This window comes from Arthrobacter pigmenti, from assembly GCF_011927905.1.
GTDB lineage: Bacteria > Actinomycetota > Actinomycetes > Actinomycetales > Micrococcaceae > Arthrobacter_D > Arthrobacter_D pigmenti.
The window spans coordinates 3,007,558-3,032,395 of the sequence record NZ_JAATJL010000001.1; the positions used below are offsets into that span (position 1 = coordinate 3,007,558).

The 24,838-nt window shown below is 64.3% G+C and carries 22 protein-coding genes; 14 read left to right on the plus strand and 8 right to left on the minus strand.

Annotated features, from left to right (window positions below; genetic code table 11):
- The first annotated feature begins 30 nt into the window (after positions 1-30).
- From BJ994_RS14065 to BJ994_RS14085, 5 genes are read left to right on the plus strand one after another with little or no spacing between them, the layout of a single operon-like run.
- Positions 31-675, plus strand: a complete 645-nt coding sequence (locus tag BJ994_RS14065) for an ABC transporter permease subunit (RefSeq protein ID WP_167995027.1) — start codon at positions 31-33, stop codon at positions 673-675.
- The gene (locus BJ994_RS14070; protein ID WP_167995029.1) at positions 672-1,892 is read left to right on the plus strand and encodes a betaine/proline/choline family ABC transporter ATP-binding protein; all 1,221 of its coding nucleotides are present in this window, start codon (positions 672-674) and stop codon (positions 1,890-1,892) included. The genes BJ994_RS14065 and BJ994_RS14070 overlap by 4 nt, the downstream gene beginning before the upstream one ends.
- Positions 1,889-2,674: an ABC transporter permease gene (locus BJ994_RS14075; protein WP_167995031.1), complete on the plus strand. Its 786-nt coding sequence runs from the start codon at positions 1,889-1,891 to the stop codon at positions 2,672-2,674. The genes BJ994_RS14070 and BJ994_RS14075 overlap by 4 nt, the downstream gene beginning before the upstream one ends.
- Before the next feature lie 30 nt (positions 2,675-2,704).
- Entirely contained in the window at positions 2,705-3,637 is a 933-nt protein-coding gene (locus BJ994_RS14080) for a glycine betaine ABC transporter substrate-binding protein (RefSeq protein ID WP_167995034.1), read from the plus strand.
- 49 nt (positions 3,638-3,686) lie between these two features.
- Complete coding sequence (locus BJ994_RS14085) at positions 3,687-4,607, plus strand: alpha/beta fold hydrolase (protein WP_167995036.1); 921 nt, start codon at positions 3,687-3,689, stop codon at positions 4,605-4,607.
- A 349-nt stretch (positions 4,608-4,956) separates the two neighbouring features.
- On the opposite strand, the gene BJ994_RS14090 is transcribed toward BJ994_RS14085, so the two are convergent.
- Positions 4,957-7,815: an FAD-binding and (Fe-S)-binding domain-containing protein gene (locus BJ994_RS14090; RefSeq protein WP_209066887.1), complete on the minus strand. Its 2,859-nt coding sequence runs from the start codon at positions 7,813-7,815 to the stop codon at positions 4,957-4,959.
- Between the two features lie 51 nt (positions 7,816-7,866).
- Between BJ994_RS14090 and BJ994_RS14095 the strand changes: the two genes are divergently transcribed.
- On the plus strand, positions 7,867-8,571 hold the full coding sequence (locus tag BJ994_RS14095) for a GntR family transcriptional regulator (protein WP_167995041.1): 705 nt from the start codon (positions 7,867-7,869) through the stop codon (positions 8,569-8,571).
- Here BJ994_RS14095 and BJ994_RS14100 read toward each other — a convergent pair.
- Positions 8,568-9,395 carry an aquaporin gene (locus BJ994_RS14100; protein ID WP_167995043.1) on the minus strand — a complete coding sequence of 276 codons (828 nt, stop codon included), beginning with the start codon at positions 9,393-9,395 and terminating at the stop codon, positions 8,568-8,570. The genes BJ994_RS14095 and BJ994_RS14100 overlap by 4 nt on opposite strands.
- A 163-nt stretch (positions 9,396-9,558) precedes the next feature.
- On the opposite strand from BJ994_RS14100, the gene BJ994_RS14105 reads away from it, so the two are divergent.
- The 4 genes from BJ994_RS14105 to BJ994_RS14120 all read left to right on the plus strand — a co-directional run bounded on the left by BJ994_RS14105 (position 9,559) and on the right by BJ994_RS14120 (position 14,361).
- Positions 9,559-11,220 (plus strand): alkaline phosphatase D family protein, encoded by a 1,662-nt coding sequence (locus BJ994_RS14105; RefSeq protein ID WP_167995044.1) that lies wholly within the window; start codon positions 9,559-9,561, stop codon positions 11,218-11,220.
- Positions 11,221-11,367: 147 nt separating this feature from the next.
- Positions 11,368-12,435 carry a hypothetical protein gene (locus BJ994_RS14110; RefSeq protein WP_167995045.1) on the plus strand — a complete coding sequence of 356 codons (1,068 nt, stop codon included), beginning with the start codon at positions 11,368-11,370 and terminating at the stop codon, positions 12,433-12,435.
- 26 nt (positions 12,436-12,461) lie between these two features.
- Complete coding sequence (locus BJ994_RS14115; protein ID WP_167995046.1) at positions 12,462-13,688, plus strand: sensor histidine kinase; 1,227 nt, start codon at positions 12,462-12,464, stop codon at positions 13,686-13,688.
- On the plus strand, positions 13,681-14,361 hold the full coding sequence (locus BJ994_RS14120) for a response regulator (protein WP_167995047.1): 681 nt from the start codon (positions 13,681-13,683) through the stop codon (positions 14,359-14,361). Before BJ994_RS14115 ends, BJ994_RS14120 begins: the two co-directional genes overlap by 8 nt.
- 14 nt (positions 14,362-14,375) lie before the next feature.
- Here BJ994_RS14120 and BJ994_RS14125 read toward each other — a convergent pair whose 3' ends face one another.
- A complete protein-coding gene (locus BJ994_RS14125) occupies positions 14,376-14,798 on the minus strand; it encodes a hypothetical protein (protein ID WP_167995048.1) in 423 nt (140 codons plus the stop codon).
- A gap of 177 nt (positions 14,799-14,975) precedes the next feature.
- Positions 14,976-15,743, minus strand: a complete 768-nt coding sequence (locus BJ994_RS14130; protein ID WP_167995050.1) for a hypothetical protein — start codon at positions 15,741-15,743, stop codon at positions 14,976-14,978.
- Positions 15,744-15,886: 143 nt separating this feature from the next.
- Between BJ994_RS14130 and BJ994_RS14135 the strand changes: the two genes are divergently transcribed.
- Genes BJ994_RS14135 through BJ994_RS14145 form a run of 3 tightly spaced genes read left to right on the plus strand, consistent with a single transcriptional unit; the run spans position 15,887 to position 18,119 of the window.
- On the plus strand, positions 15,887-17,326 hold the full coding sequence (locus tag BJ994_RS14135) for a lipase maturation factor family protein (RefSeq protein ID WP_167995052.1): 1,440 nt from the start codon (positions 15,887-15,889) through the stop codon (positions 17,324-17,326).
- Between the two features lie 56 nt (positions 17,327-17,382).
- Entirely contained in the window at positions 17,383-17,706 is a 324-nt protein-coding gene (locus BJ994_RS14140) for a hypothetical protein (RefSeq protein ID WP_167995054.1), read from the plus strand.
- Positions 17,703-18,119: an SgcJ/EcaC family oxidoreductase gene (locus BJ994_RS14145; RefSeq protein WP_167995056.1), complete on the plus strand. Its 417-nt coding sequence runs from the start codon at positions 17,703-17,705 to the stop codon at positions 18,117-18,119. The genes BJ994_RS14140 and BJ994_RS14145 overlap by 4 nt, the downstream gene beginning before the upstream one ends.
- Here the strand turns inward: BJ994_RS14145 and BJ994_RS14150 are convergent.
- The 4 genes from BJ994_RS14150 to BJ994_RS14165 all read right to left on the minus strand — a co-directional run bounded on the left by BJ994_RS14150 (position 18,103) and on the right by BJ994_RS14165 (position 23,468).
- Positions 18,103-18,735: a Pr6Pr family membrane protein gene (locus tag BJ994_RS14150; protein WP_167995076.1), complete on the minus strand. Its 633-nt coding sequence runs from the start codon at positions 18,733-18,735 to the stop codon at positions 18,103-18,105. The genes BJ994_RS14145 and BJ994_RS14150 overlap by 17 nt on opposite strands.
- A 94-nt stretch (positions 18,736-18,829) precedes the next feature.
- Positions 18,830-20,767 (minus strand): S8 family peptidase, encoded by a 1,938-nt coding sequence (locus BJ994_RS14155; RefSeq protein ID WP_209066890.1) that lies wholly within the window; start codon positions 20,765-20,767, stop codon positions 18,830-18,832.
- Between the two features lie 482 nt (positions 20,768-21,249).
- The gene (locus tag BJ994_RS14160) at positions 21,250-22,758 is read right to left on the minus strand and encodes a DUF6297 family protein (protein WP_342450381.1); all 1,509 of its coding nucleotides are present in this window, start codon (positions 22,756-22,758) and stop codon (positions 21,250-21,252) included.
- Between the two features lie 23 nt (positions 22,759-22,781).
- Complete coding sequence (locus BJ994_RS14165; RefSeq protein WP_167995080.1) at positions 22,782-23,468, minus strand: ATP-binding cassette domain-containing protein; 687 nt, start codon at positions 23,466-23,468, stop codon at positions 22,782-22,784.
- A 92-nt stretch (positions 23,469-23,560) separates the two neighbouring features.
- Here BJ994_RS14165 and BJ994_RS14170 point away from each other — a divergent pair, with 92 nt between their 5' ends.
- Entirely contained in the window at positions 23,561-24,835 is a 1,275-nt protein-coding gene (locus BJ994_RS14170; protein ID WP_342450382.1) for a multidrug effflux MFS transporter, read from the plus strand.
- Positions 24,836-24,838: the final 3 nt, after the last annotated feature.

Here is a 24,838-nt window from a genome sequence, read left to right on the forward strand (position 1 = left end):
CGCCCGGAATCAATCAGGGAGCGGATCCGAGTGAACTTCTTCGAATTCCTGGTCAGCCGCAGTGACGACATGCTTGAGCTGGGACTCGGGCATGCCGCCGTCGTCGGCGTTTCAGTGCTGCTCGCAACGGTCATTGGCGTGGGCCTCGGCATAGCTACCTATCGCAAGCCCCGTCCACGGGAAGCTGTGCTGGCGGTTACGGGTGCGTTCCTGACGGTTCCCTCGTTTGCCCTCTTCATCCTGCTCATCGGACCGCTGGGCCTGGGCGCCATGCCGGTGGTAGTCGCGCTGACCATGTACGGGCTGCTTCCCGTTGTACGCAACACAATCACCGGTTTACGGGAAGTGGACCCGGCAATCGTGGAAGCAGCCAGCGGCATGGGGATGAGCCGCCGCCAACAGCTCTTGCGCATCGAATTGCCTCTGGCCTGGCCCGTCATCATCACCGGCGTCCGGGTGACCAGCCTGGTGCTCCTCGGCATCGCCGCCATCGGCTCGATCGTGCTTGGACCGGGCTACGGCGAATTGATCTTCACCGGGCTGGCCCGGGTCGGCACACCCGTGGCCGTGAATCTGGTGCTGGCGGGAACGGTCGGCATCGTTGTCCTCGCCATTCTGTTCGATGTCCTGTTCTATGCCATCCGCAGGCTCACAACCTCCCAAGGAATCCGATGATCACCTCACCGACCAACAGCCAGAACGCCCGCAAAGTCATGATCCGGCTGGAAAATCTCACGAAACGGTTCCCCGGCCAGAAGCACAACGCTGTCGACGATCTGACGCTGGACATCTACGAGGGTGAGATTGTTGTCCTGGTTGGCCCATCCGGCTGCGGCAAGACAACCACCATGAAGACCATCAACCGCATCATCGAACCCACGTCCGGCCGGATCATCCTCGATGGCGACGATGTCACATCCGCCGATCCCGACCAGCTGCGGAGGCGCATCGGCTACGTCATCCAGCAGGTTGGCCTCTTTCCACATATGACCATCGGGGAAAACGTCGCAACCGTGCCGAAGCTGCTCGGCTGGGACAGCAAGAGGGTATCCGCCCGGGTAGACGAACTGCTGGAGATGGTCAACATGGCGCCGGCAGAGTACCGCGACCGCTATCCGAAACAGCTTTCAGGTGGGCAACGCCAACGGGTGGGAGTCGCGCGTGCCCTTGGAGCGGATCCTGACGTGATGCTGATGGACGAACCCTTCGGCGCGATTGACCCGATTACCCGCGACCGCCTCCAGAACGAGTTCCTGCGCCTGCAGTCCGAGGTCCGCAAAACCATCGTCTTCGTCACCCATGACATCGATGAGGCGATCAAGATGGGCGATCGCATCGTGATCCTCCAGGAGGCCTCCCGGGTTGCCCAGTACGACACCCCGGAGCGCATCCTGACGGCACCGGCCAATGAGTTCGTGGCCGACTTCATCGGCAAGGGCGCCTCGCTCAAGCGCCTCAACCTCAGTCATGTATCCGATATCGACCTGACGCAGTGGCCAACCGTTCGAACGAACGCTGACCATACCGAGGTCCGGAACATGCTCCGCGGGAGCGCCTTTGGTGCCGTCCTTGTACTCGACGACGGCGGGCGGCCCTCCCGGTGGGTTGGCGCGGAAGACCTCGATGGCGCATCAGGGCGTCCGCTCAGCGAACTGGGGCTCGAACCGGGTGTGACCGTGCGGCCCACCGACACGCTCAGCGATGCGCTGAACGAACTGGTCGCGGCACCGTACGGCGTGGCTATCGTCACCGGCTCCAACGGCGCCTACCAGGGGATCGTCGACATCAATCAGATCAACGGAGCGATCCGTTCCATGCGGAGCACCGCGGCGCAGGCGAATTCCGGGTCGGCTTACGGGGCCGGCGTTGCCACGGCGGGAGGGCAGCCATGACGGACGTTGGGACCCGGGTTCGTACCGCCGTCGTGCCCAGCGCAGCACTTCCGCGCCACCGGTCACTCGCCGGCTACCTCGTGATGCCGGCGATACTCGCGTCTGCCTGTCTGATTATGTACCTCTACGTCAGTTCACGGGAGCTCGACAGCATTGAAGCCCGTTCGCTCAATGCCGCGGCTCTTGCCACTGCTACCTGGGAACACATCCAGCTGACAGCGGTCTCGACACTGCTCACGCTGGTCATCGCCGTTCCCCTGGGCATCCTGCTGACCCGCCCGTTCACCCGCCGCTTCCGGCCATACCTGATCACCCTGCTCACCCTCGGCCAGGCAATCCCGACGATTGCCGTCCTGGTACTCCTCGCCGTTGCGTTCCTGTTCCTCGGTTTCCAGGCTGCCGTGGTGGGCCTCGTGCTCTACGCCATCATCCCCGTACTGCTGAACACCATGGTGGGGCTTGAACAGGTGGACGAATCCGTCCTCGAAGCGGGCCGTGGCATGGGGATCTCCAAATCGGGTGTGCTGTTCCGACTTGAGCTGCCGCTATCCGTTCCGATCATCCTGGCAGGTGTTCGCACAGCGCTGGTCATCAACGTGGGAACAGCGACCCTGACCACCTACATCAATGCCGGTGGCCTCGGCGACATCATCGTCGCCGGGCTATCAACCAACCGCGTTCTCATCCAGATCATCGGCGCAGCGCTCACGGCTGTCCTCGCGCTGCTGATCGATTACCTGGCCGGAATAGCCGAGGACTTCCTTCGGCCCAAAGGCCTCTAGAACCACACCAACTACAACGAAGAAGGAATCATGAACTTGAAGGCAAGGACAATCACCGCAGTCGGTGCCGGTCTTGTACTGACGCTGAGCGCCTGTGGCGGCGGGAACGACGACGGCGGCGCCGCTTCCAGCGGTGAGCTCGCCGGCGCTGAACTCATCGTCGGGTCGAAGGAATTCACCGAGTCAATCCTGCTCGGCCAAATCACCGCTGTGGCGTTGGAAAACGCTGGAGCTGCGGTCGAGGACAGGACCGGAATCTCCGGCAGCGCCACCGTCCGTGAAGCGCTGGAAACCGGCGAAGTGGACATGTACTGGGACTACACCGGCACCGGATGGGTAAACATTCTCGGCAATACCACCACGGACGTACCGGAGGACCTGTACGCCGCCGTGGCTGAGGCGGACGCCGAGAATGGCATTGCCTGGCTGGAACCCGCCAATTTCGAGAACACCTACCGCATCGCTGTTCCGAGCAGCTTCGCTGAAGAAAACGGTCTCAGCACCATGAGCGATGCAGCCGCCTACATCCAGGAGAACCCGGATGACGCCACTGTGTGCGCGGCCAGCGAGTTCATCAACCGCGATGACGGGCTTCCCGGGTTGGAGGAGGCTTACGGCTTCGAGTTCAACAACGTCGTCGAGCTCGATCTCAACCTGATCTATACGCAGATCGGCGAGGAGTGCACTTTCGGCGAGGTGTTCTCCACGGATGCACGCATTGTCTCCAATGACCTGACGGTGCTCGAGGACGATCAGGAGTTCTTCGTCGAGTACCAGGGCGCACTCACCCTGCGGCAGGAAACCCTCGATGAGTACCCGGCCATCGCGGACATCATGGCACCGATCAGCGAAGCACTTACCGACGAGACCATGACTGAACTCAACGGCAGGATCGACAACGACGGCGAGCAGCCGCGTGACGTCGCAGAGGAATGGCTCGAGAGCGAAGGCCTGCTCGGTTAGGCAGCGCTATACCGACGAACAGATCCACCATGGAACAGAAGGAAACACAGTGATCGAGAAGGAAACCACGTTCTTCAGTGAAGGTAGCCGCCTCAAGGCAACCCTCTATTACCCCGAGGAGCTCTCAGGAGACGGGCCTCACCCCGCATTAGTAGTGAACTCCGGCTACCAGGGATTCAACGAGTTCTACCCGAAGATGTTCGCGAAAAACCTGACGAAGCGCGGGTACATCTGCCTGGGCTTCGACTACCGGGGCTTCGCGGACAGTGAAGGTGAAAAGGGAACGGTCCTCATTGAGCAGCAGGTTGAGGACATCCGTAACGCCATCACCTTCATGCACTCGCAGGAAGATGTCGACAACCACCGTCTGGGGCTCATCGGTTGGGGAATGGGCGCGGCAAATGTGGTGCTCGCCGGTCAGAAGGCTCGCAATGTTGCCGGTGTAGCGTCGTTGAATGGGTTTTACGACGGCGAGCGCTGGCTCAAGTCGATTCACACCTACGACGAGTGGACGAAGATCGTCGACGAAGTCCAGTCGGACCGCACGCGGCGGGTGCTCGAGGGAGAGTCGAAGCTGGCCGACACCTTCGCGCACTACCCACTGGATCCGGCTACCGAGGACTACGTGGGTAAGGAACTTTCACAGGTTTACGGGTTCGGGCACCCCACGCGCCTGCAATTCACCGAGTCGATCATCGACCTGAAGGTGGAGAAGGTGGTGAAGGATCTGGCACCGGTTCCGCTGTTCATCGGGCATGGGACCCGCAACACCCTCCACCCCTACGATGAGGCAGCGTCCCTGTACGCAGCGGCATCCTCACCGAAGACCCTTTACACGATCGACGGCCGTCACAACGACTTCATGTACAGCGAGCACCCAGAGTTCATGCTGCTGTGCGACCGGCTGCAGGAGTTCTTCGACAGTGCCTTTGCGGCAAGCGGGTCGCCGGCCAGGAGCGTTTCGGCTTAGAGTTCATCGTCTGTCATAAGGGCCGGTGAGGTGCGGGTCCGTGGGTTATCCCCCGGCCCTGCACCTCACCGGCTTCTTCGTGTCTGAGGACGGTCGATGCGCTGCGGCAATGTCGCTGGGCCTCCTGTGTTCTTTTCAGATACTGCCTGCACTGCAGGTATGCCTGCAATCTGCTGCTGTTGCCTGCAATCTGCCGTCATTGCCTGCAATGCAGGCACTTTCGCAAGAGGCATATCGGCCCCCGGGCGGCACAGCAGACAGTGGGACTTGTTGCTGTGTGCGGCGTGACCGGGAGCGGAAGCTAGCCGCCCTTTGGCCCGCGAGCTGCGCCAGTCGGCAGCAGCCGAAGCTACCGCCTTTGATCCAGCAGCTGCGCCAGGTGGATACCCTTCCGTTCGCTGAGATCCTCGAGCTGGGTGCGGCACGAGTAGCCATCGGCAAGTACGACGGCGTCATCTTCCGCGGCGCGGACCGCCGGCAGGAGTTGTTGCTCGGCCACCGCAACGGACACCTCGTAATGCCCCCGTTCCACGCCGAAGTTCCCGGCCAACCCGCAACAGCCGCCAAGCTTCTGCAGCGTCGCACCCGCACCCTCAAGCAGGGCGGCGTCAGGACTCCAACCCATCACCGCATGATGATGGCAGTGCGGTTGCGCAACGATGGTGGTTCCCACCAGCGACGGCGGCGTGTAGCCGGGCGTCTTCGCCAACAGTTCGGCGAGGGTGTAAGTGGCACCGGCAACCGGACCAGCAGTTGAGCGGCCCAGCAACTCCACGGCGTCCGACCGGAGCACCCCTGTGCAGGAGGGCTCGAGCCCAACGATGGGAATGCCCTGTTCCACGTACTCATCGAGCACTGAAACGGATGAACGCAGAATCTTCCGCGCCGCGTCGAGTTGCCCGGTCGAGATCCACGTCAGCCCGCAGCACACCGGCTTTTCGGGGATCAGCACCTCGTACCCAGCGTCCTCCAGCACCCGCACCGCAGCCTGACCAACCTCAGGCGAAAAGTTGTTCGTGAACGAATCCGCCCACAGCAGTACCTGGGGGCGATCACCGGAGAAACCAGCAGTCCGCGAGCGGAACCACTTGTGGAACGTCTGCGGAGCGAACGCCGGAATGTTCCGCCGCGAATCCACCCCGGCAACCCGCAACCCGAGCTGACGAGCCCCGGGTAGCCGCATCAGGAAGTTCAGCACCCGCGGCGCCACAGAAGCGAATCGCGCCCACCGCGGCAACCACCCCAGCGAATAGTGTGACGCCGGCCGCAACCGCCGCTTGTAACTCTGGTGCAGCACTTCAGCCTTGTAGGCGGCCATATCGATCCCCGTGGGGCAATCGGACGCGCAGCCCTTGCAGGACAGGCAGAGGTCCAACGCTTCGTGCACTTCGGGGGCCCGCCAGTTCGGCTTTCCAGGAGGAAGACCATCGGACCGCCCCCCGGTCACGCTTCCGTTGATCATCTCCTGCAGCGCCCTCGCGCGTCCGCGGGTCGAATCCTTCTCCTCGAGTGTCGCAATGTACGAGGGGCACATGACCGTCTGATTATCACGATGCGCCGCACGGCATTGCCCCACCCCGGTACAGCGGTGGACCGCCTGGCTGAAGTCGCCGTCGTCGTGCTCGTAGCCGAACGCCAGTCCCGAACGCAGGGGCCCAGCGGAGGCGACACGGACGTTGGCGTCCAACGGGTCGGGATCCACCAGAACGCCCGGATTGAGGAGATTGTCCGGATCCAGGATTCCCTTGACCTTGCCGAACAGTGCCAGCGCATCCGGCGTATACATGTAGGGCAGCAGCTCGCTGCGGGCTCGTCCATCGCCGTGCTCGCCGGAGAGCGAGCCGCCGTAGGACGCCACCAGTTTCGCAGCGTCGGTGAGGAAGGCGCGGAAGGCGGCGGCACCGTCGTCGTTCTGGAAGGGGAAGTCCAGACGGACGTGCACGCAACCGTCGCCGAAATGGCCGAACGGGAAGCCGGTGAGGTTGTGGGCGAGGAGCATCTCATCGAACTCGCGGAGGTAGTCGCCAAGCCGCTCCGGGGGAACCGCCGCGTCCTCCCATCCGGCGTGGGCGGGAGCTCCCGACGGCGAGCGTCCTGCGAGTCCGCCGCCGTCCTCACGTATCCGCCAGAGCGCTGCCGCCTGACGGGGATCCTCGACGATGCGGGCATGCCGCGCGGCGCCGATTCGACTCACCTCGGCGGCCCGGGAGGCGACCTCGAGCGCGTCGTCCCCTGAGATTTCGACGAACAGCCAGGCGGCGCCGCCGGGAAGTTCGGGCACGGCCTGCGGCCCCTTACGGGTGCGGACCACCTCGACAATCCGCGAATCGAGCCCCTCGCACGCCGTCGGTTTGAAGGGCAGCACGGAGGTGACGGCGTCACCCGCCTCGCCGATGTTCCCGAAGCCGAGCACCACCATGGTTTTGTACGGCGCGTCCTGTACCAGGCGGACGCCGGCCTCAAGGATCACCGCGAGCGTACCCTCGCTGCCCACAAGCATTCGTCGCAGGTCGAACCCCCGCTCAGGCAGCAGGTGCTCCAGCGAGTATCCCGAAACCTGCCGCCCGAACCGCCCGAGCTCGGTCCGGATGGTCCCGAGGTTCGCGGCCACGAGTGAGCGCAACGCATCAGTTTCCGCACGGCTCGGCGTCTCCCCCGCAGCCCCCAGCCGCAGGCGCGTACCGGAGCCGGTGACGACGTCGAGCTGCGTCACGTTATCTGCGGTGCGCCCATAGGCCAGCGCGCGCGAGCCACACGCGTTGTTGCCGATCATCCCGCCAACGGTGCAGCGCGTGTGCGTCGAGGGATCGGGGCCGAACCGAAGCCCGTTCGCGAGCGCCACCTTCTGTAGCGTCGCGTGGACTGCGCCGGGTTCGACGACGGCGGTGCGCGCTTCGGCGTCGAACTCCAGGACCCGGTTCAGGTGCCGGCTGAAGTCGATCACCACGCCCGGGCCGATGGCGTTCCCGGCAATCGACGTGCCTGCACCGCGGGACGTGACGGGAACGCCGCGCTCACGGCACACCTCGAGGGTGGTCAGCACCTCGTCGATGTGGCGCGGAAAGACGACGGCGGCGGGCTGGATTCGATACAGCGAAGCGTCACTGGAGTACACGGCGCGGGACGTTGCGTCCGCGCGGGCGTCTGCAACGCCGCGTGCTTGCAGTTCTGCGGTCAGGGAGGTGGGTTCGGTGAGCGTCGTCGCCATAAGTAACATGTTACTCCTACACGAGGGGTTCCTGGCTACTACTCTGGTGACATGCCTTCCACTCCCCGCCCGCCGTCCCTGACCGAGCGCACCATCGACGCCGTGCGCGAGGGCATCCGGGACGGCACCTTCGTGCCGGGCGAGCTGTATTCGGTGTACCAGTTGGCGGATCAGCTCGACGTTTCGCGCAGCCCGGTCCGCGAGGCGTTGCTCCGGCTCGCGGAAACGGGCATGGTGTCGATTGTGCGTAACCGGGGATTCCGCGTGGTGCTGCCCGGCGCACGGGAGCTGGCCGAAATCATGGCCGTCCGGATGGCGCTCGAAATACCGGCAGCGGCGCAGGCGGCACGGCGGGCTTCCGCGGAGGATCGTGCAGCGCTGGAAACCGAACGCGAGGCGATGCAGCAAGCGGTCCAGGACAGCGATGAGGGCGCGTTCCTCCTCCACGACCAGCGGCTGCACGCCCTCCTGCTGAACCTCGCCGGCAACAGCCACACCATCCGGATCATCGAGAACCTGCGCGATGCCACGCGGCTTGTCGGCATGTCCACCATGCGCAAGTCCCGGTCCCTCGAGGAGGTGTACGCCGAGCACCTGCCGATCCTCACCGCCGTCGAACACGGCAACGCCACCGCCGCGGCCGAATCGATGCGCAAGCACCTCGAATCGACCGGCCGCCTGCTCCTGCGGGAAGCGGCCGGGGAGGACGACGACGTTGACCGCCTGTGGGCGGAGTACGTCACCTGGAGCCGCTAGTTCGGCTTTGCCCCGCCGTTAATCGGGATCTGGGGGCTTGCCGGGATCGCATGCGACGGACCGGCCGGCTCTTCATGGAAGCCGGGGGCCATGACCGCTTCTGCCGGGTGCGGTATAACGATGTCGCCGGCGGCGTGTTTGACCTTCGGAAAGAGTAGGAGCAGGAGTCCGACGCCCACTACACCGCCGATCAACTGTGCTACGACAAAAGGGGGCACGGAGCCTGGCGCAATGCCGGCGAAAGTGTCGCTGAAAATACGTCCGACGGTCATCGCGGGGTTCGCGAACGACATTGAGGACGTGAACCAGTACGCACCTCCGATATAGGCGCCGACCGCCGGCGCGGCGAGCGCGCCCCGATTCGTTGCCGCCAGGGCGAAAATCAGCAGAATCAACCCGGCTGTGGCAACGATCTCGCTCAACATGTACCCGGAAGTGTCGCGTTCTTTGGATGAGACGGCCGTCCCAACGTCGAACATCGCATTCGCGAGCACGCTGCCGCCAATTGCCCCCGTGACCTGGGCGACAACATAGGCGCCGAGATCCGGCAGCGACAGGCCTGAAGCGGTACGCCGCCCCAGGAACCAATCGGCAAGCGAAATCACCGGGTTAAGATGAGCCCCACTCACCGGCCCGAAAACCAGGATCAGTACGGTTAGGCCAAACATCGTGGCGGTGCTGTTTTGCAGCGACTGCAGGCCGATGTCATTGGGCGACAGCCGTACAGCGGCAATCCCGGAACCGACGGCGATCGCGACGAGCATGGCTGTGCCAAGGAATTCCGCTACGGCACGGCGCCACAAGGGTGGCTGGTCAGGTGTCATGGCAACAGCTTCATCGGTTGAACGGCTCGGACAAAATTGCACGGACGATAGCTGGAATTTGTTGACACAATTCAGCGGCGGTCACCCGAAACGCGGCCGTAGACCGGACTGTTCCTGGACGCCCCCATAGCGCGGCCCTCGCGAACCCGGGTAGAAATGAACGATGGACAATCTCCTGATGCTCGGCCCTCTGCTGCGGTTCGTCGACGAGACCTCGGCGAGCGTATGGGTGGAAACCGGGGTGGCCGGCGTCGTCGTTGTTCGTGCCGGCGACCGCGAGTGGGATGCCCGCACGTTCTCGATCCATGGACATCACTACGCATTGGTTGAGATCGGCGGGCTGGAACCCGGAGCCACGCTCCCCTACACCGTGCATATCGGCAACAAGCAGGTGTGGCCCGAAGAAGGATCACCCTTCCCGCCTTCCACTATCCGCACCGTGGATCCTGAGCGCCCGTTCCGGCTGGCGTTCGGATCCTGCAGGACCAGCGAGGCCAACGACCTTGCCGCGCACAAGACCCACGGTGTGGATTCGCTGCTGGCCTTCGCGCTGGATCTCGCCTCCCGCGATGGGTCCCCGCAGCCGGACCTGATTGCGTTCCTCGGGGACCAGGTGTACGCGGACATTCCGAGCAACGAGATGCTGCAGCTCATCAGGGACGACCGCGGAATCACCACCAAGCTTGACGCTGAACTGCGCAACTACGAGGAGTACACACAGATTTACCGGCTCGCGTGGTCCAACCCGGCCATCCGCTGGCTGCTGTCCACCCTTCCGAGCGCCATGATCTTCGATGATCACGACATCCGCGACGACTGGAACTCCTCGCTGCTCTGGAAGCGGAAGGTTGAGAGCATCCCCTGGTGGAAGGACCGGATCGTTTCCGGGCTCGCGTCCTACTGGGTCTACCAGCACCTCGGTAACCTGTCGCCCGCAGACAGGGCCGACGACGAGATTTGGCAGGCCATCGTCTCCCACCGCGGCCCCGGCGAACTGGAACTCAGCCCCGTCCTTGAAGCCCTGGTCGAGGAAGCGGACCGGGATCCTGAACGGTACCGCTGGAGTTTTTGCCGGAACTTCGGTGACGTGCGGCTGATCGTGCTCGACTCCCGGGCGGCGCGCGTCCTCGAACCCGGGAAGCGCGAAATGCTGGACGGCAAGGAACTGCAGTGGCTGGACGAGCGGATGCAGGGCGACCGCCGCCATCTCCTCGTGGCCACATCCCTGCCGTTCCTGTTACCGCGCGGGCTGCACCATATCGAGGAGTGGAATGCCGTGCTCGCCGACGGCCGCTGGGGAGAGCGCGTTGCCGCTGTCGGCGAGCGGATCCGGCAGGCCATTGACCTTGAACACTGGGCTGCCTTCCCGTCGACCTTCCGCGCCGTTGCCGCCATGGCCACAGAAGTTGCCCAGGGCCGCCGCGGCAAGGCTCCCGAGACTGTGACCTTCCTGTCGGGTGACGTGCACTTTTCCTACATCGAGGAGGTGGACCAGCCCATGCAGTCCCGCGTACTTCAGGCGGTCTGCTCACCCATCCGCAACCCTTTGCGGCCGGCGCTGCGCTGGGTCGCGGCCCTGATGTCCACGCGGGTTGCCGGGCCCGTGGGAGGTATGCTCGCCAAGTTCATTCCTCATCCACCGTTCCACTGGTCAACGCTGAAGAGCCCGTGGTTCGATAACAACCTCGCGAGCCTCGAGGTAACACCTGAGGGCCTGAATCTCCGCTGGGACACCGGCGTTGTTGACGATAAGGACCATTCCGCGCCGAAGCTGCGGGAGGTCACCTCAATCACCATCGAGCCGCGGGCAGCCAAAACCCCGTAACACCCCGTAATCCGGAACTTTCGTGCAGCTACGGCGACTTCGCCGCGGTGGAAGCCGCCATAGGTGCACGTAAGTTCCCCCGCTTGGGGGATGCCGCTCATCCGCGGGAGGGATTCGCGGGCGGCAACGCGAAACAAGACTGAAGTCATGACTCAGCAATCCTTGAAACGCCCAACCAAACTGCTACCCGCCGTCCCGCTCATCACCTCGATCGCAGCCTTCGCCTACGCGGCAGTGGCGGCCGCCGTCGTCGTACTTGGCGGTCGGCTGCCGCTGGCAGATCCGGCAGCACCTGCCGAACATGCGCCCCTCAACGGACCGCTCGGCGACGTACTGCACTGGGTGCTTCCAGCCCTTGCGGTACTCGGCGGCGGACTCGCCCTGGCAATCCACGTACGACGACGGCCGGGCCGGCTCCTCGCGGGCGCGGCGGTTACGTTCGCTGTCGTTTATGCCGGCATTACGCTTCTGCTCGTGGTGGACAGCCGGCTCCTGACGATGCTCGGCTACGTACCCTTTCTGCTCATCAACTTCCTGGTGAATCCCGGCTCTTTGGACATCGACTTCCACTGGCCGATCGTCGGGCACCAGGCCGCGGTGCTTGCCGGTGTTGCGATGTGGGTGGGGACTGCCGTCGTCGCCGTTCGTCGAAGCGTCGGCGCGTGCCTCGCCTGCGGACGCGGGAACAACCGGTTCACCGCTGCGTCCGCCCGGCGTTGGGGCAAGCCGGTGACGATTGCGGCCGCGGTGATACCGGCCGCGTATGCGCTCACCCGGTTCGCCTGGGCAGCCGGAATTCCGCTGGGACTCAGCACAGAATTGCTCAGCGAATTGCAGGCCGGCGGCGGGGTGTACGCCGGCCTGGGTCTGGCGTCGATGGCGTTGCTCGGCACCCTGCTGACGCTCGGCCTGATTCAACGCTGGGGGTCGGTGTTCCCGCGCTGGGTTCCATTCATTGGAGGACGGTCCGTTCCTGTGCTGCTGGCCGTTATTCCGGCGAGCCTGGTCTCCGTCGTTGTGGTGCCCGCGGGCACCGAGATCATCCGCCTCTTCACCGCTGATATCACAGGCGGCGTCCCGTTCGACGCCGAGAACTGGGCCACCGGTGCACCGGCCTTCCTCTGGATCGTGTGGGGTCCGCTGCTCGCGGCGGCGACGCTCGCCTACTACCTCAAGCGGCGCGGACAGTGTGGCATCTGCGGGCAGTCCGCCTGAGCTCCTTGATGAGCAAGAATAGGGCCATGACCGACCGCGGACGCAAGCCCAGGCGGACAGCCCGCATTGCCAGGCACTTCGTCTTCATGATGATCGGCACCCTGCTCGCCGTGCCGTATTTCGCGGTATTCATCTGGGCGGCGCAGCTGGCTTCGGTCAGCTCCGGCTCGGCGGCCGTGGCGTTTGCGCTCCTCGTCGCGCTGCTGGCCGTACCGGCGAGCCTTTCGGCCACCCGGGCCCTCGAGCGGACCGCGGTGCGGGAGTTGCTGGCCATCGACCTTCCGGAGCCCATCGGCCTCGACCGTCCCTCCCGGCGCTGGCGTGGAGTCGCCTGGTACATGGTCCACCTGCTCACCGGATCGCTCCTGTTGGTGACGCTGGTGGTCACCATCCCGCTCGTCGTTACGATCACAGTCTCTTTCCTCGCCGGCCGGATGGAGGATGTCGCGGAACTTGCCGCCGTCGTCGTCCCTTTCACTGACACGACGACGGCGGTGCTCTGGACCTTCGGCCTCAGCGTCGCGATCACGGTCTTCACCGTTCTCGCCGGGTCGGCGCTGCCCCACTGGGCGGAGGGCATGCTGGGCCCGGACGCCGCCGAACGGTCGGCGCTTGAGGCGGAGCAGCAACGGGCGGCTGCACGCCGGAACGAACTTGCCCGTGAGCTGCACGATTCCGTAGGTCACGCCCTCACCGTCACAACACTGCAGTCCACAGCGGCGCAGCGGCTCTTGGCGACCGATCCTGACGCTGCCGCACGCGCCATGCACACCGCCGCCGAAACCGGCCGGGCAGCACTCGCTGAGCTGGACAGGGTGATCGGGATTCTGCGCTCCTCCGGCTCCGTGGGTGCCGAAACGGGGCTCGAGGAGCTTCCCACCGTGGTGGAGCGGTTCACTTCGCAGGGGCTGGTTGTGGTGACCGATTACGACGACGGCGCGCTGGCCGGGTTGCCCCCGGCCGCCTCGGCTGCCGCTCTCCGGGTCCTGCAGGAGGGGCTGACCAATGCGTTGAAGTACGCGTCTCCGCGCGAAGCCCGGCTTCAGGTCCTGCGCAGTGAACGCTCTCTGCAGCTGATCCTTGGCAACCCTGTGGGTTCGTCTTCTCCTTCATCTTCGGCCGGCGGTGGTCGAGGTCTGGACGGCATCCGGGAGCGGGCGCGGCTGGTGGACGGAAGCGTGCGGGTCTGTGCGGCAGACGGCCAGTGGACCCTCGACGTCTCGCTTCCCCTTGTTGGGAGTGCCCGTGGGTGAAACTCTTCGGATCCTGCTTGTGGATGATGAACCACTCATCCGGTCCGGTCTTGCGGCCATCCTGTCCCTGGAGAAGGACCTCGATGTAGTGGGCGAGGCCGACGACGGCAGGGAAGTCTGGTCGCAGGTCCGCCGGTTGCAGCCGAACCTGGTGATGATGGACGTCCGGATGCCGCAGATGAACGGGATTGAGGCGACAGCGCAGCTCGTGGCCAATTCCGGGCTCCTGCCTCATGCCCCGCGGATCCTGATCCTGACCACTTTCGAGAGTGACGACTACGTTTACGATGCGCTCAAAGCCGGCGCCCACGGTTTCCTGCTGAAGCGCTCACAGCCGGAGGAACTCATTCAGACGGTTCGTGCTGTTGCCCGCGGTGAGTCGATTGTCTTCCCCTCGAAGCTGAGACAGCTGGTTGCTGACCGTCAACGGCATGGCGGCGTGGCTGGGAACGATGTTGTCGGCAGTGCAGGGCTGAGCGCCCGCGAAAATGAGGTGCTGCAGAATCTTGCCCGCGGGTACAACAATCAGGAGATTGCGGAGCGGATGTTCCTCGGTGTGGAAACGGTGAAAAGCCATATCGCGTCGATCCTCACGAAGCTCGGCGTGCGCGACCGCACCCAGGCCGTGATCGCGGCGTACGAGTCGGGGTTCATCCTGCCGGGTGCACGTTAGCTTATTTCAGCGGATCAAGGTGTTTCGCCGCACACATTGGTTCCCGGCTCGATGGGAATAATCTTGATCGTCTCGCCGGTCTCGGCGTCGACGACCACGGCGGAGTTCGCCGGCCAGGTCTCGTCGCCTTCCGGCTGATAGTCGACGCCGGTGGTTTCGGCATCGCCGGCGAGGTTGCCGGAACGGTCGAAGGTGTCGATGACGCGGCCTGTGTCAGTCAGGATTGTGACCGTCTGCTGGGGCAGGTGCTCGTCATTTCCGTCAACGGGAGTGGAGTTCCACCACCCCTCCCATCCGCCGATGCAACCATCCGCAGGTACGGCGGCGCCGTCACGTGCCTCCGCTTCACCGCCCAAATTGGCACTCAAGACGCCGCAGCCGCTCAGGGCGAGTGCCGCCGTCGTCACCAAAACTGCTGCTGTGGCTCTTGCTCTCATGTTCCCTATTCCTAAGTTGCACCGCTCGTCGAGCGGGTTGACCATATGTCTTCTCGGAGAATGCATCCTCTGCTGTCGTTGCCTGCAATGCCTGCAACGCCTGCACTCTCGAGGAGGCAACACCCTGCGGACACCTCAGCCAAATGTCCCAACTCCTGAAAGCCAGGGTTGCATCCGTTACGGCTTACTCGGCTCCAGCAGTTGCGCAGCCAGGTCGGCGAGTTGGTCCTGTGCGGCTCCGTCCGGTTCAACCGTCCCAACTGTCTGAACGGATGCGATAAGGCCATTGCCGCGCGCATTCACCGACAGCGTATACACCGCTCCTCCGGGGCCGACCTTTTCGATTGCCAGAAGAGCATAGGATTGTTCGCCGATCGGATCCTGCGGTAGCTCCTCGGAGGTGAGCGTAGTCGTCGATTCCCCTATCAAAATCGTCATCGAGGAGCAGGCCTTGAGCTGCTCACGATCCATAGTGAATCCTCGCTCGACGGCGTCATCGGTCGAACCGTCCAGTAGCGCGGCCAGAAGTACACCACCTTCATCGTCCGATGCCCCCATTCCCAGCAGCCCTCCGGTGGCCCTGGTACGGCCCAACTCCATGTTGTGCATGACCATTTCGCGGCACTTCTCTGGGTGGATAGTGGAACTCCCCATCGCCTCCTCGGCTCTCGCCACTCCGGCTTCCGCCTCTTGCGGGGGAACGATCTGAAGAGGGGCATCCAAGGCGTCAGTTAGCGAGGCTACCCGAGCTTCAAGCTCAGCCTTGCTGACCAGCTCAGGAGGCGCCGTCGTCGTGGGCTTTGTGGAGGGCGCTTCAGCGGCAGACGAAGCTGCGTCCGAGGGTGCAGAAAAACGTGCGTCCGAGGCTGCCTCATTGGAGCCGCCGCAGCCGGTCAGCAACAGAGTTACTGCGAGCGCGCAGGAGGTAACGAAAGACTTTTTCATGATGGATTTCCCCTTGTGCCGCGACCAGTTCGCGGTCGATGGAGGAATCGTAACCCAGAGGGTCGGCCAGCTTGCGGCGCTTATCCAAAGACCCGCCGAGCCCGCCCCTTGACGCCACCGAAGCACAGAACAATCGTTGAAGCATGGACTGGCTCGACGCCGACGGATACGAGATAGGCCGGCAGATCCTTCAGCGCGGGGTCGCCGCCATCTACCTGATCGCGTTTGTCTCGGCCATCAACCAGTTCCCGGCCCTGCTCGGCGAACGCGGACTCCTCCCCGCGCCCAGATTCATCGAGCGCGTCGGCAAACGCGCAGGGCCCACACTGTTCCGCTGGCGCTACTCGGACAGGCTCCTACTCACCACATGCTGGATCGGCGCCGCCATTGCCGCCCTCCTGATAGCAGGACTACCGCAGGCAGGCCCTCCCTGGCTTCCGATGGTTGCATTCCTCATGATGTGGGCGCTCTACCTGTCGATCGTGAACATCGGTCAGGTGTTCTACGGTTTCGGCTGGGAAAGCCTGCTGCTCGAAGCGGGGTTCCTGGTGGCGTTCCTCGGCTCGAACGACGTCGATCCCCCGCTCCTCGTACTCCTCGCCATCCGGTGGCTGGTGTTCCGCCTTGAGTTCGGTGCAGGGACGATCAAGATCCGCGGTGACCGCTCCTGGCGGGACCTCACCGCCCTCTACTACCACCACGAAACCCAGCCCATGCCGAACCCGGCCAGCCGGTTCTTCCATCTCCTGCCCAAACCGCTGCACCGCATCGAGGTTGCGGGAAACCACTTCACCCAACTCGTGGTGCCGTTCTTCCTCTTCGCACCCCAGCCGATAGCAGGGATAGCCGCAGTCATCATCATTGCCACCCAGGCCTGGCTCGTGATCTCCGGAAACTTCGCGTGGCTGAACTGGATAACCATCGTGCTCACATTCGGCGCCGTCCCCGACTCCTTCTACGAAGCCCTCTTCCAGGTCACCATTGAACCAGCGTACGGGCGGACGCCGGTCTGGTTCACCGTCGTCGTCGTACTGATGGCCGCGTTCATCGCCTACCTGAGCTGGCAACCGCTACGGAACCTGTTCGCGAAGCGCCAGCTCATGAACGCCAGCTTCAACCGCTTCCATCTGGTCAACGCGTACGGCGCGTTCGGAAGCGTGACGAAGGCTCGGTACGAGGTGATCATCGAGGGCACCATCGACGACGGCGCCCCCGGCTCACGGTGGCGCGAATACGAGTTCAAGGGCAAGCCCGGCGACCCTAGCCGCATGCCGCGACAGTACGCGCCGTACCATCTGCGGCTGGACTGGCTGATGTGGTTCCTCGCACTTGGGTCCGACGGCGGTTGGTTCAGCCCGCTGCTTGTGAAGCTTTTGCGGGCCGACCCAAAGATCCTGAAACTGATCCGCCATGACCCGTTCGACGGCGAACCACCCCGCTACATCCGCGCCCGGGTCTTCCGCTACCGCTTCAGCACCCGCGAGGAAAAGCGGTCCACGGGTCTGTGGTGGATGCGGGAGCAGTCGGGCACGCTGGTGGATCCGATCTCGTTACGATCGGACCACGAACACCCGGCCGCCTAGCCACTGCCGGGTAAACGCTGATTGAATGGAAGAACGACTATTCAAGGGGGACCGTCATGACCTTCACCAAACTCCTGCTGATCGGTGGCACGTCACTACTCGCCGGATTCTTCCTGCTCCTGGCTCCGATGGCCGAGATCATCAACGGCACGGCTGACGGATTGGCCTGGTTCCTCGCCGCGATCGGCGCGTTCCTGCTGCTCGAGGGCATCGTCATGTTCTTCCTCGGCCTCCAGGCACGCAAACGCGACCTCAACCGTCCCCGCACCTACGGCCATGATGAGGACGGCAAGCCCTTCGAGGATGACCGCCCGCACAACGCCCACCAGTACCCCGGAGCCGGCGTTCAGGGTCAGGCCGGCGTCGACGGGATGCCGTGAACGAGGTCGAGACCTTTCCGCAGCGTTACGCCGCCGCCGTCCGCGCCAAGGACGTCGGCGGCTTGCTTTCCCTGTACGACGACGGCGTCCGCCTCTTCGATCTCTGGGTCGTCTGGAGCCACGAAGGTGCGTCCGCCTGGCGGACATCCGTGGAGGAGTGGTTCGGCTCGCTGGGCGAGCAGAGCGTGGGCGTCGATTTCGCCGATGTGCAGACGACCCTCACGGACACACTGGCCACCCTGCACGCGATCATCACTTACCGGGAGGTCAGCAGTACCGGTGAGGAACTCGGTTCCATGCAGAACCGGCTGACGTGGGTCCTGCAAAAGTTCGACGACGGCTGGAGGATCGTTCACGAACACACCTCCGCGCCGGTCGACTTCGAAACCTCCAAGGTCATCCTCCAGCGGTAACGGCACCCGCGTGCTGAACCCTGTTCGCGATCCAGCGCACCAGCAGTGCCAGCACCGCGAACGCGACCACCAACGCGGCACAGTACAGCGCAACACCGCCGTACCCCTGCACCGTGGGATCGAGGAACGGGTAAGGATAGAACCCGACCACCGCTCCGCGGATCAGCGAGTAGAGGACATAGGCAACCGGAAAGATCATCCACACGAAGACGGTCCGCAGCCTGATGCGTGAGCGCGGCGGCCACACGATCCAGTCGACCAGCACGGCCAACGGCATCACCATATGGTGAACGGTGTTGATCCAGGGCAGCAGCCCACCGAGCTCGACATCGCGAAGCAGCGTATTGAACACGACTCCCACGAAGACCATATAGACAACCGACCCGCCGCGAATGGCGACGTCCACATCGTTGGTCTGATAGTTCCGTGCCAGGCGGACCGCACTGATGATGAATACAAGGCTGGCGATGATGTTCGAGAGGATCGTGAAGTAGCTGAAGAAGTTGACCGCGCCGAAATCCGAGTTCAGCGAGATCGTGAGCTGCACGACGACGCCGGCAAGGGAGAGCGCCGCGAATACCAGCCGAAAGGCGATCACCAGGTTCTTCTTCGTCATGCTCGAATAGTAACGGCGCCCAACGCGCAAGAGACGCAAGAAGCCGCCGACCGCATGTGGGGATGCGGTCGGCGGCCTCTCTATTCCGGGACCTCTACCTGGTGGTTACCGAAGTGTCATCGATACGGAAGACGGTTGCGTAGGAGTAATCCTCCACACCGAGGAAGCGCAGCTTGACGGTCTTGCCCTTGTACGCAGAGAGGTCAAGAACCTTCTCGGCGTAGGCGGACGACTTGTCCCTGTTGGAGTAGGTGGCGAGGGTCTTGGTGGAGGACCCGTCGATCACCTGCACCCGGAGCGTGTCGTAGGCGTAGGCGGTTCCCTCATTGCTCGCGACGTTCAGGAAGAAGTTCAGCGAAGCCGCGGAGACGTTGGCCGGAATGGTCACCGACTGGTCCAGGGTGTAGGAGCTGGACCGTCCGTAGCCGTTCAGTCCCGCATAGCCATTGCCCGTACGTGCGTTCGCACCGCTCTCGAAGGTGTCGGCGTAGTTCGATGTCCAGGACGCGCCGCCCTCTTCGAAGCCGGCGTTCTTCAGCAGGTTGCCGGAGGGTTCCGGGTCCGGATCCGGATCGGGATCGGGATCGGTTCCGCCGCCGAGCAGGGCCAGCGTTGCCGCTGCGTCTACGAGGCCGGCACCGCAGCCGCCGGAGCAGCTGCCGGGAAGGGTGCGTGCGCCGTCCTTGAGCGTCGCCTCGACCTGGGCGGGGGCGATGTCAGATTTCGCACCAACCATCAGTGCTGCCAGACCGGCGATGTGCGGGGCGGCCATGGAGGTTCCCTGGTAGGAGGCGTAGCTCTCGCCGGCCGGCGTCGTCGAACCCGCATTCAGGGTCGAGAGGATGCCGCCCGCGGCGCCGTTGCGGGTGTCGCCACCCGGTGCGGTGATGTCAACGAGCGAACCGTAGTTCGAGTAGTACGAGCGCCCACCGTCGATGTTGCTGGCTGCAACGGCAATGACGGAGTTGCAGTTTGCCGGCATGGCGCCGGAGACGTCGACGTTGCTGTTACCTGCTGCAACCACAACGCTGGTACCGCGTGAGACGGCACCGTTGATGGCGCTCTGCATGGTGCTGCTGCAGGAGGAGCCGCCGCCGAGGCTCATGTTGATGATGTCCGCCGGGTTGGCGTTTGCTGGAACTCCGGGTACTGATCCGCCCGAGGACCAGATAACCGCGTCAGCGATGTCTGACAGCGATCCGCCACACTTGGCGAGTACACGGACCGGAACACCCTTCGCATCCGGTGCAACGCCCGCTACACCCTTGGCGTTGTTGGTCACTGCCGCAACAGTGCCGGCTACGTGCGTGCCGTGCCACGATGACCGGCCGGCCGAGCCCTGGCCACATTCGCCTGCGCCGTACCAGTCGCCCTCGTCCTGGGCGTTGGCGTCGCGTCCGTTGCCGTCGCGGGCTGCTGATGCGTCAGCCACGAAGTCATAGCCGGGCAGGATGTTGCCGTTCAGGTCCGAGTGGGACGTGATGCCGGTGTCGATGACCGCAACCACGGCGCCAACGCCCGTCGAAGTGTCCCAGGCACCGGGTGTGCGCATGCCGTTCTGGCCGGTGAAGTCCCACTGCTCGTTGTAGCGGGTGTCGTTAGGATCCAGGAGCGCCGTGAATTTCACATCTGGCTCTACGGACTCAACGGTGCCGGAAGCGACGAGGTCCTTCATGAAGTTCTTCGCGTCCTCTCCGGCCAGGGGCTTGCTGGAGGAGATCAGGGTGGCGCCGGTTGCGAGGGTACGGACTTCCTTGACCGAGACTCCCTGCTCCTTTGCAGCGAGACCCCACGCGTTTGCGCGGCCCTTGGCGTTTGCGTTTGCAGCCGATGCTTTGTAGGTCACGATGAACTTGCTGTAGCTTTCGCCTTCCGCGACGTTCTGGACGAACGCGGTTGCCTTTCCGGCGTCAGCTTCACCGCTGGGGTTGGGCGCGGCGATCACAGGGGAAGCAACGAAGGTCATCGCACCGACCGCCGCAGCGACGGACAGTGCGAGGAAACCCTGCTTCCTCGATTTGGTATTACCCATTGAACTGCTTTCTCTCGCCCGGAATCGATTGGATTCCGGGAGGTGGGAATGATGGTGGTTCTCGGTAGGTGAACCGGGAACCGATGTAAAAGTACGAGTGTTTTTGCAAGGTGTAAATACCTCCAGGGCAAATCAAACAAGTTTGCTCCAAAGTAATGCGCTCACGTCCTCGATGAGGTATGTGATAGTTACCACTTTCTCGTTTTTCAACGTGCGGAAGTGCGCAATCGGCGCAGATCTCAGGTGTACGCTTACGAGAATCGTTTCAAGAACGGTCTAGTCACTCGTTTAGATATTCTCGTTATGCTTTTAGCATGCAGATGGCTTCCTGCATATAGTGCACGGCGTAATCAGCAATAACACAACGCCTTTGATGAAGTTTCATTCATTCCATGCGAAGAATGGCATCAAGCGGTAAAGTCCAGCCGGCTGTTTCGCTTCAATGCTCAATAAAAGTACGACGCAGGCCGCTCACCGTGAGGTTAGGCGTTCCCTTGGCCTTCGGACGCGGTCATCGCGACGACGAGGAACACCACCCCGCTGACTACCGCCTGCACGAGCAGCACCGGGAGGAAAACGGCTCCGAGGTACAGCGTGAGGAGTACCGGGATCATGCTAAGCACAGTGACGTCAACGCCACGCAGGGAGGAAGCGAACTGCGCGCGCGGCACCGGCCCGAAGGGAGTTTCGACCGGCGGTGCTGTCCAGTCAGTGGGCGGCCGGGTAGCGCCGCGGACAGAGCCCGCACCCATTCCCACACCTGCGAGCGCCGCCAAAGGAATGAGCAGGGGCCCGACCACCCCCAGGACAACAAGTACGGCTCCGAGCAGCGCCATCCAGGCCACCATTACGACGGCGGGCATGACGGCCCTGCTGGAGCGGACCAGCGTCTGGCTGACCGGGACCAGCCCGCCGAGTTCGGGGACCAGGGCCGTCCGCCGCGCGACGGCGCCGAACCCGGACGCCGTCGCACAGCCGGCCACTACAACCGCCGCCAACTGGGCGAAAACTGGGAGACCACCGTCCACCAGCATCACCGCAACGCACGCGGCCAGCCAGGCGAGCGCCGTCGTCGGCGTCCGGTGCAGGCGAAGGAAGGCGACGACGTCGGCGCGCAGCAACGCGACGAAGGGCCGTCGGGTGGGGCGGGCGTAGAAGCGTGCGCCGCGGCCGTGGGCGGAACGAGCGCCGCCGCTGAGGGCTCGCAGGACTTCGTTCGAGTTCATCAGGAAGATCGACGCGCCAACGTGCCCGGATACCCCGCCCGCCCGCATCAGTTCCGCACCCGGCACGGTGCCGGCGAGCGGTGAGATCACGCGTAGTAGGAGAACGGGCAGCACCAGGCCCAGCACCGACGTCCAGACCGACGGCGCCAGCACCACCACCCCAGCGCTGCCCGCCAGGAATACGGCAGGCACAAGGACCCGCAGCATTCCGCTGCCCGCTTTCAGCTGCAGTAGAGCCGCTACGCCAAGCGCGGCCGCGGCGAGTCCCCCGAACGTGGCCGCCGCGAACCCGTGCTCAGCGAGCGGCCGGTCAAGCTCGGTCAGGACGCTGAACGGCAGGTACAGCACGGCGGACCCGATGCCCACCGCGACTGTCCGTTTCAGGAACGGCCTCCACACCATGGGCCGCCGGTCGACCGGCAGCGGCAGCCACCACGCGCTCTCGGGCCCGCCGAGCGCGATCGGTCCCAGCCGCCGGCCCAGGAGTACGACGACGGCGAGCACCGCGAACGTCAGCAGGACCCACAGTGCCTGGTCCGGGATGACGAGAACCGGGTTCGGGATGATGCCGCTCGCGCCCGGCTCGCGGTCCAGGAACTCACCGCGCAGCGTCAGCACAAACGACACCGCGAGCGCCGCGGCACACGCTAGTGCGAGCACGCTCGTGTACACGTCGATGAACAGGTCCCCGAATGAGGTACGTGCACGGTTGTAGCGGCGCGAGGACCGCCGGGTGAAGCGGACGACGTCGACGGCGGAGCTCACCTCCTGTGCGGGCGCCGCGCCCATCAGGAGCCCGCGATGATCGCCGCGCCACGTTCCGGCGCTGAGTGCGTGACTTCGTCGTCGATCACCAGGCAGTCGGTGGCGGTGCTGGTCAGCAACTGCGGATCGTGGGTGACGAGGACAACCGCGCAGCCGTCCTCGGCCATTGTCCGGATGCGGTGTCCCAACGCTTCCCGCATCACGGGGTCCAGCCGCTGTTCGGGCTCGTCGAGAATGAGCAGGGAGGCCGGGCGCAGAAGCCCGGCTGCGAGGAGGGTGCGCCGTCGTTGTCCTGAGGAAAGCTGCTCCGGGACGACGTCGGCCCGCTCGTTCAGCCCGAAGAAGTCCAATTCCTCCTCCACAACCGCTTCGGGTTGGGGCAGCGAGTGTCCGCGCGCTACGAGGAGCAGGTGTTCGCGGACCGTGAGGGAGGGAAAGAAGAGGTCCTCATCGAAAACTGCGGAGACCTCGCGGCGGAAGGGTACGGCGTCGGGGTTTGCCAGGAGTCCGTGCACTTTGACCTCACCCGAGATCGGGTTCTGACGGGCCGCCAGGGTGCGTGCCGCCGTCGACTTCCCCGCGCCGTTGAAACCGACGACGCCGAGAACCTCCCCCGCGCTGACACTCACCGAAAATTCCCCGCACACCGGTGCGCCCGCATAGCCGACCAGGAGGCGCTCGGCCTCCAGTACGGTCCCCCGATCAGTCACCCGACCACCCTATCGGGCCGGTGCCGGATGCCGGGTTCGTAACGTTTCAGAACATCGCCCATGCGCCAGTCCACAGGACTAGAGTTGCGCAGGTGAGTTCCACCCCTGCGCAGCCAGCGCAAACACCCCGCTACAAGCCCGGCATCAAATACATCCTCATGCTTGGCGCCCTCGCCGCCCTGCCTGCCATCACCACGGATATGTACCTGCCGTCCCTACCGGCGGTGGCCGAGGATCTGCGGGCCAGCCAGGCGGCGGTCCAGTTCACGCTTTCGGGGATGCTGCTCGGCGGCGGCGTGGGGCAACTCGTCATTGGTCCGCTCTCGGATCGCTTCGGGCGGCGGAAGCCTCTCATCGTGGGAATCCTGCTGCACGTCGTGATCTCGGTGCTCTGTTCCATCGCCGGCGATATCGGCACGCTCATTGCCCTGCGCGTGCTACAGGGATTCTTTAACGCTGCGGCTTCGGTGGTTGCTATCGCCGTGATCCGCGACCGGTTTGTCGGGTCCGACGCCGCGCGCCTCCTGTCGCGGCTGATGCTGGTCATTGGCGTCGCACCCCTCTTTGCGCCGACCGTTGGCCAGGCCATTGCCGGTCTGTGGGAATGGCGTGCCGTGTTCTATGCCCTGGCCCTGATCGGGCTGGTGCTCGTGGCTATCGTCTGGCGGTGGATGCCGGAGACTCTGCCGGAGGAACGACGCCGGCCCGGCCACGTACGCCATATTGCTGGCGGCTACTGGCACCTGTTCCGGAATGTGCGGTTCATGTCGCTCGCGGTCATCCCTGGGCTGGGGCTCGGCGTGATCATGAGCTATGTAGTCGGCTCGCCGTTTGTTTTTCAGGACGAGTATGGGCTGAGCCAGACCCAGTTTGCGCTGGTGTTCGCACTGAACGGGGTGGCCCTGGTGGCCTCCGCGCAGCTCAACGCGGCCCTGGTGCGCAAGGTCTCATCGGCCCGTCTGCTGCGAGCGGCGGCTGTGGTGCAGCTTGTGTTTGCCCTTGTTCTGGTGGCTGTTGCCGCATCCGGTTTCGGCGGAGTCCTCGGATTGATGGTGGCGTTGTGGCTGGTGCTCGGTACCCAGGGAATGATTCCCGCGAACGCCTCCGTCCTCGCGCTGAACACGTACGGGCATATGGCCGGGACCGCCGCCGCGGTGATCGGCGCGCTGCAGTCCGGTGTTGCCGGTGTCGTCAGTCCGTTGGTGGGAGTACTCGGGGGGAACTCGGTTTCCATGGCCGTAGTGATGCTCGGTGCCTGCACCCTGACGGTGGTGGTTCTGCTCCTTGGAACTCCCGTTTTCCGCAGGGGTGGCTGGATGAGGCTGGACACCTACGAACAGGTCGAGGCTGTCCGGCCCCCGAAGTGACAG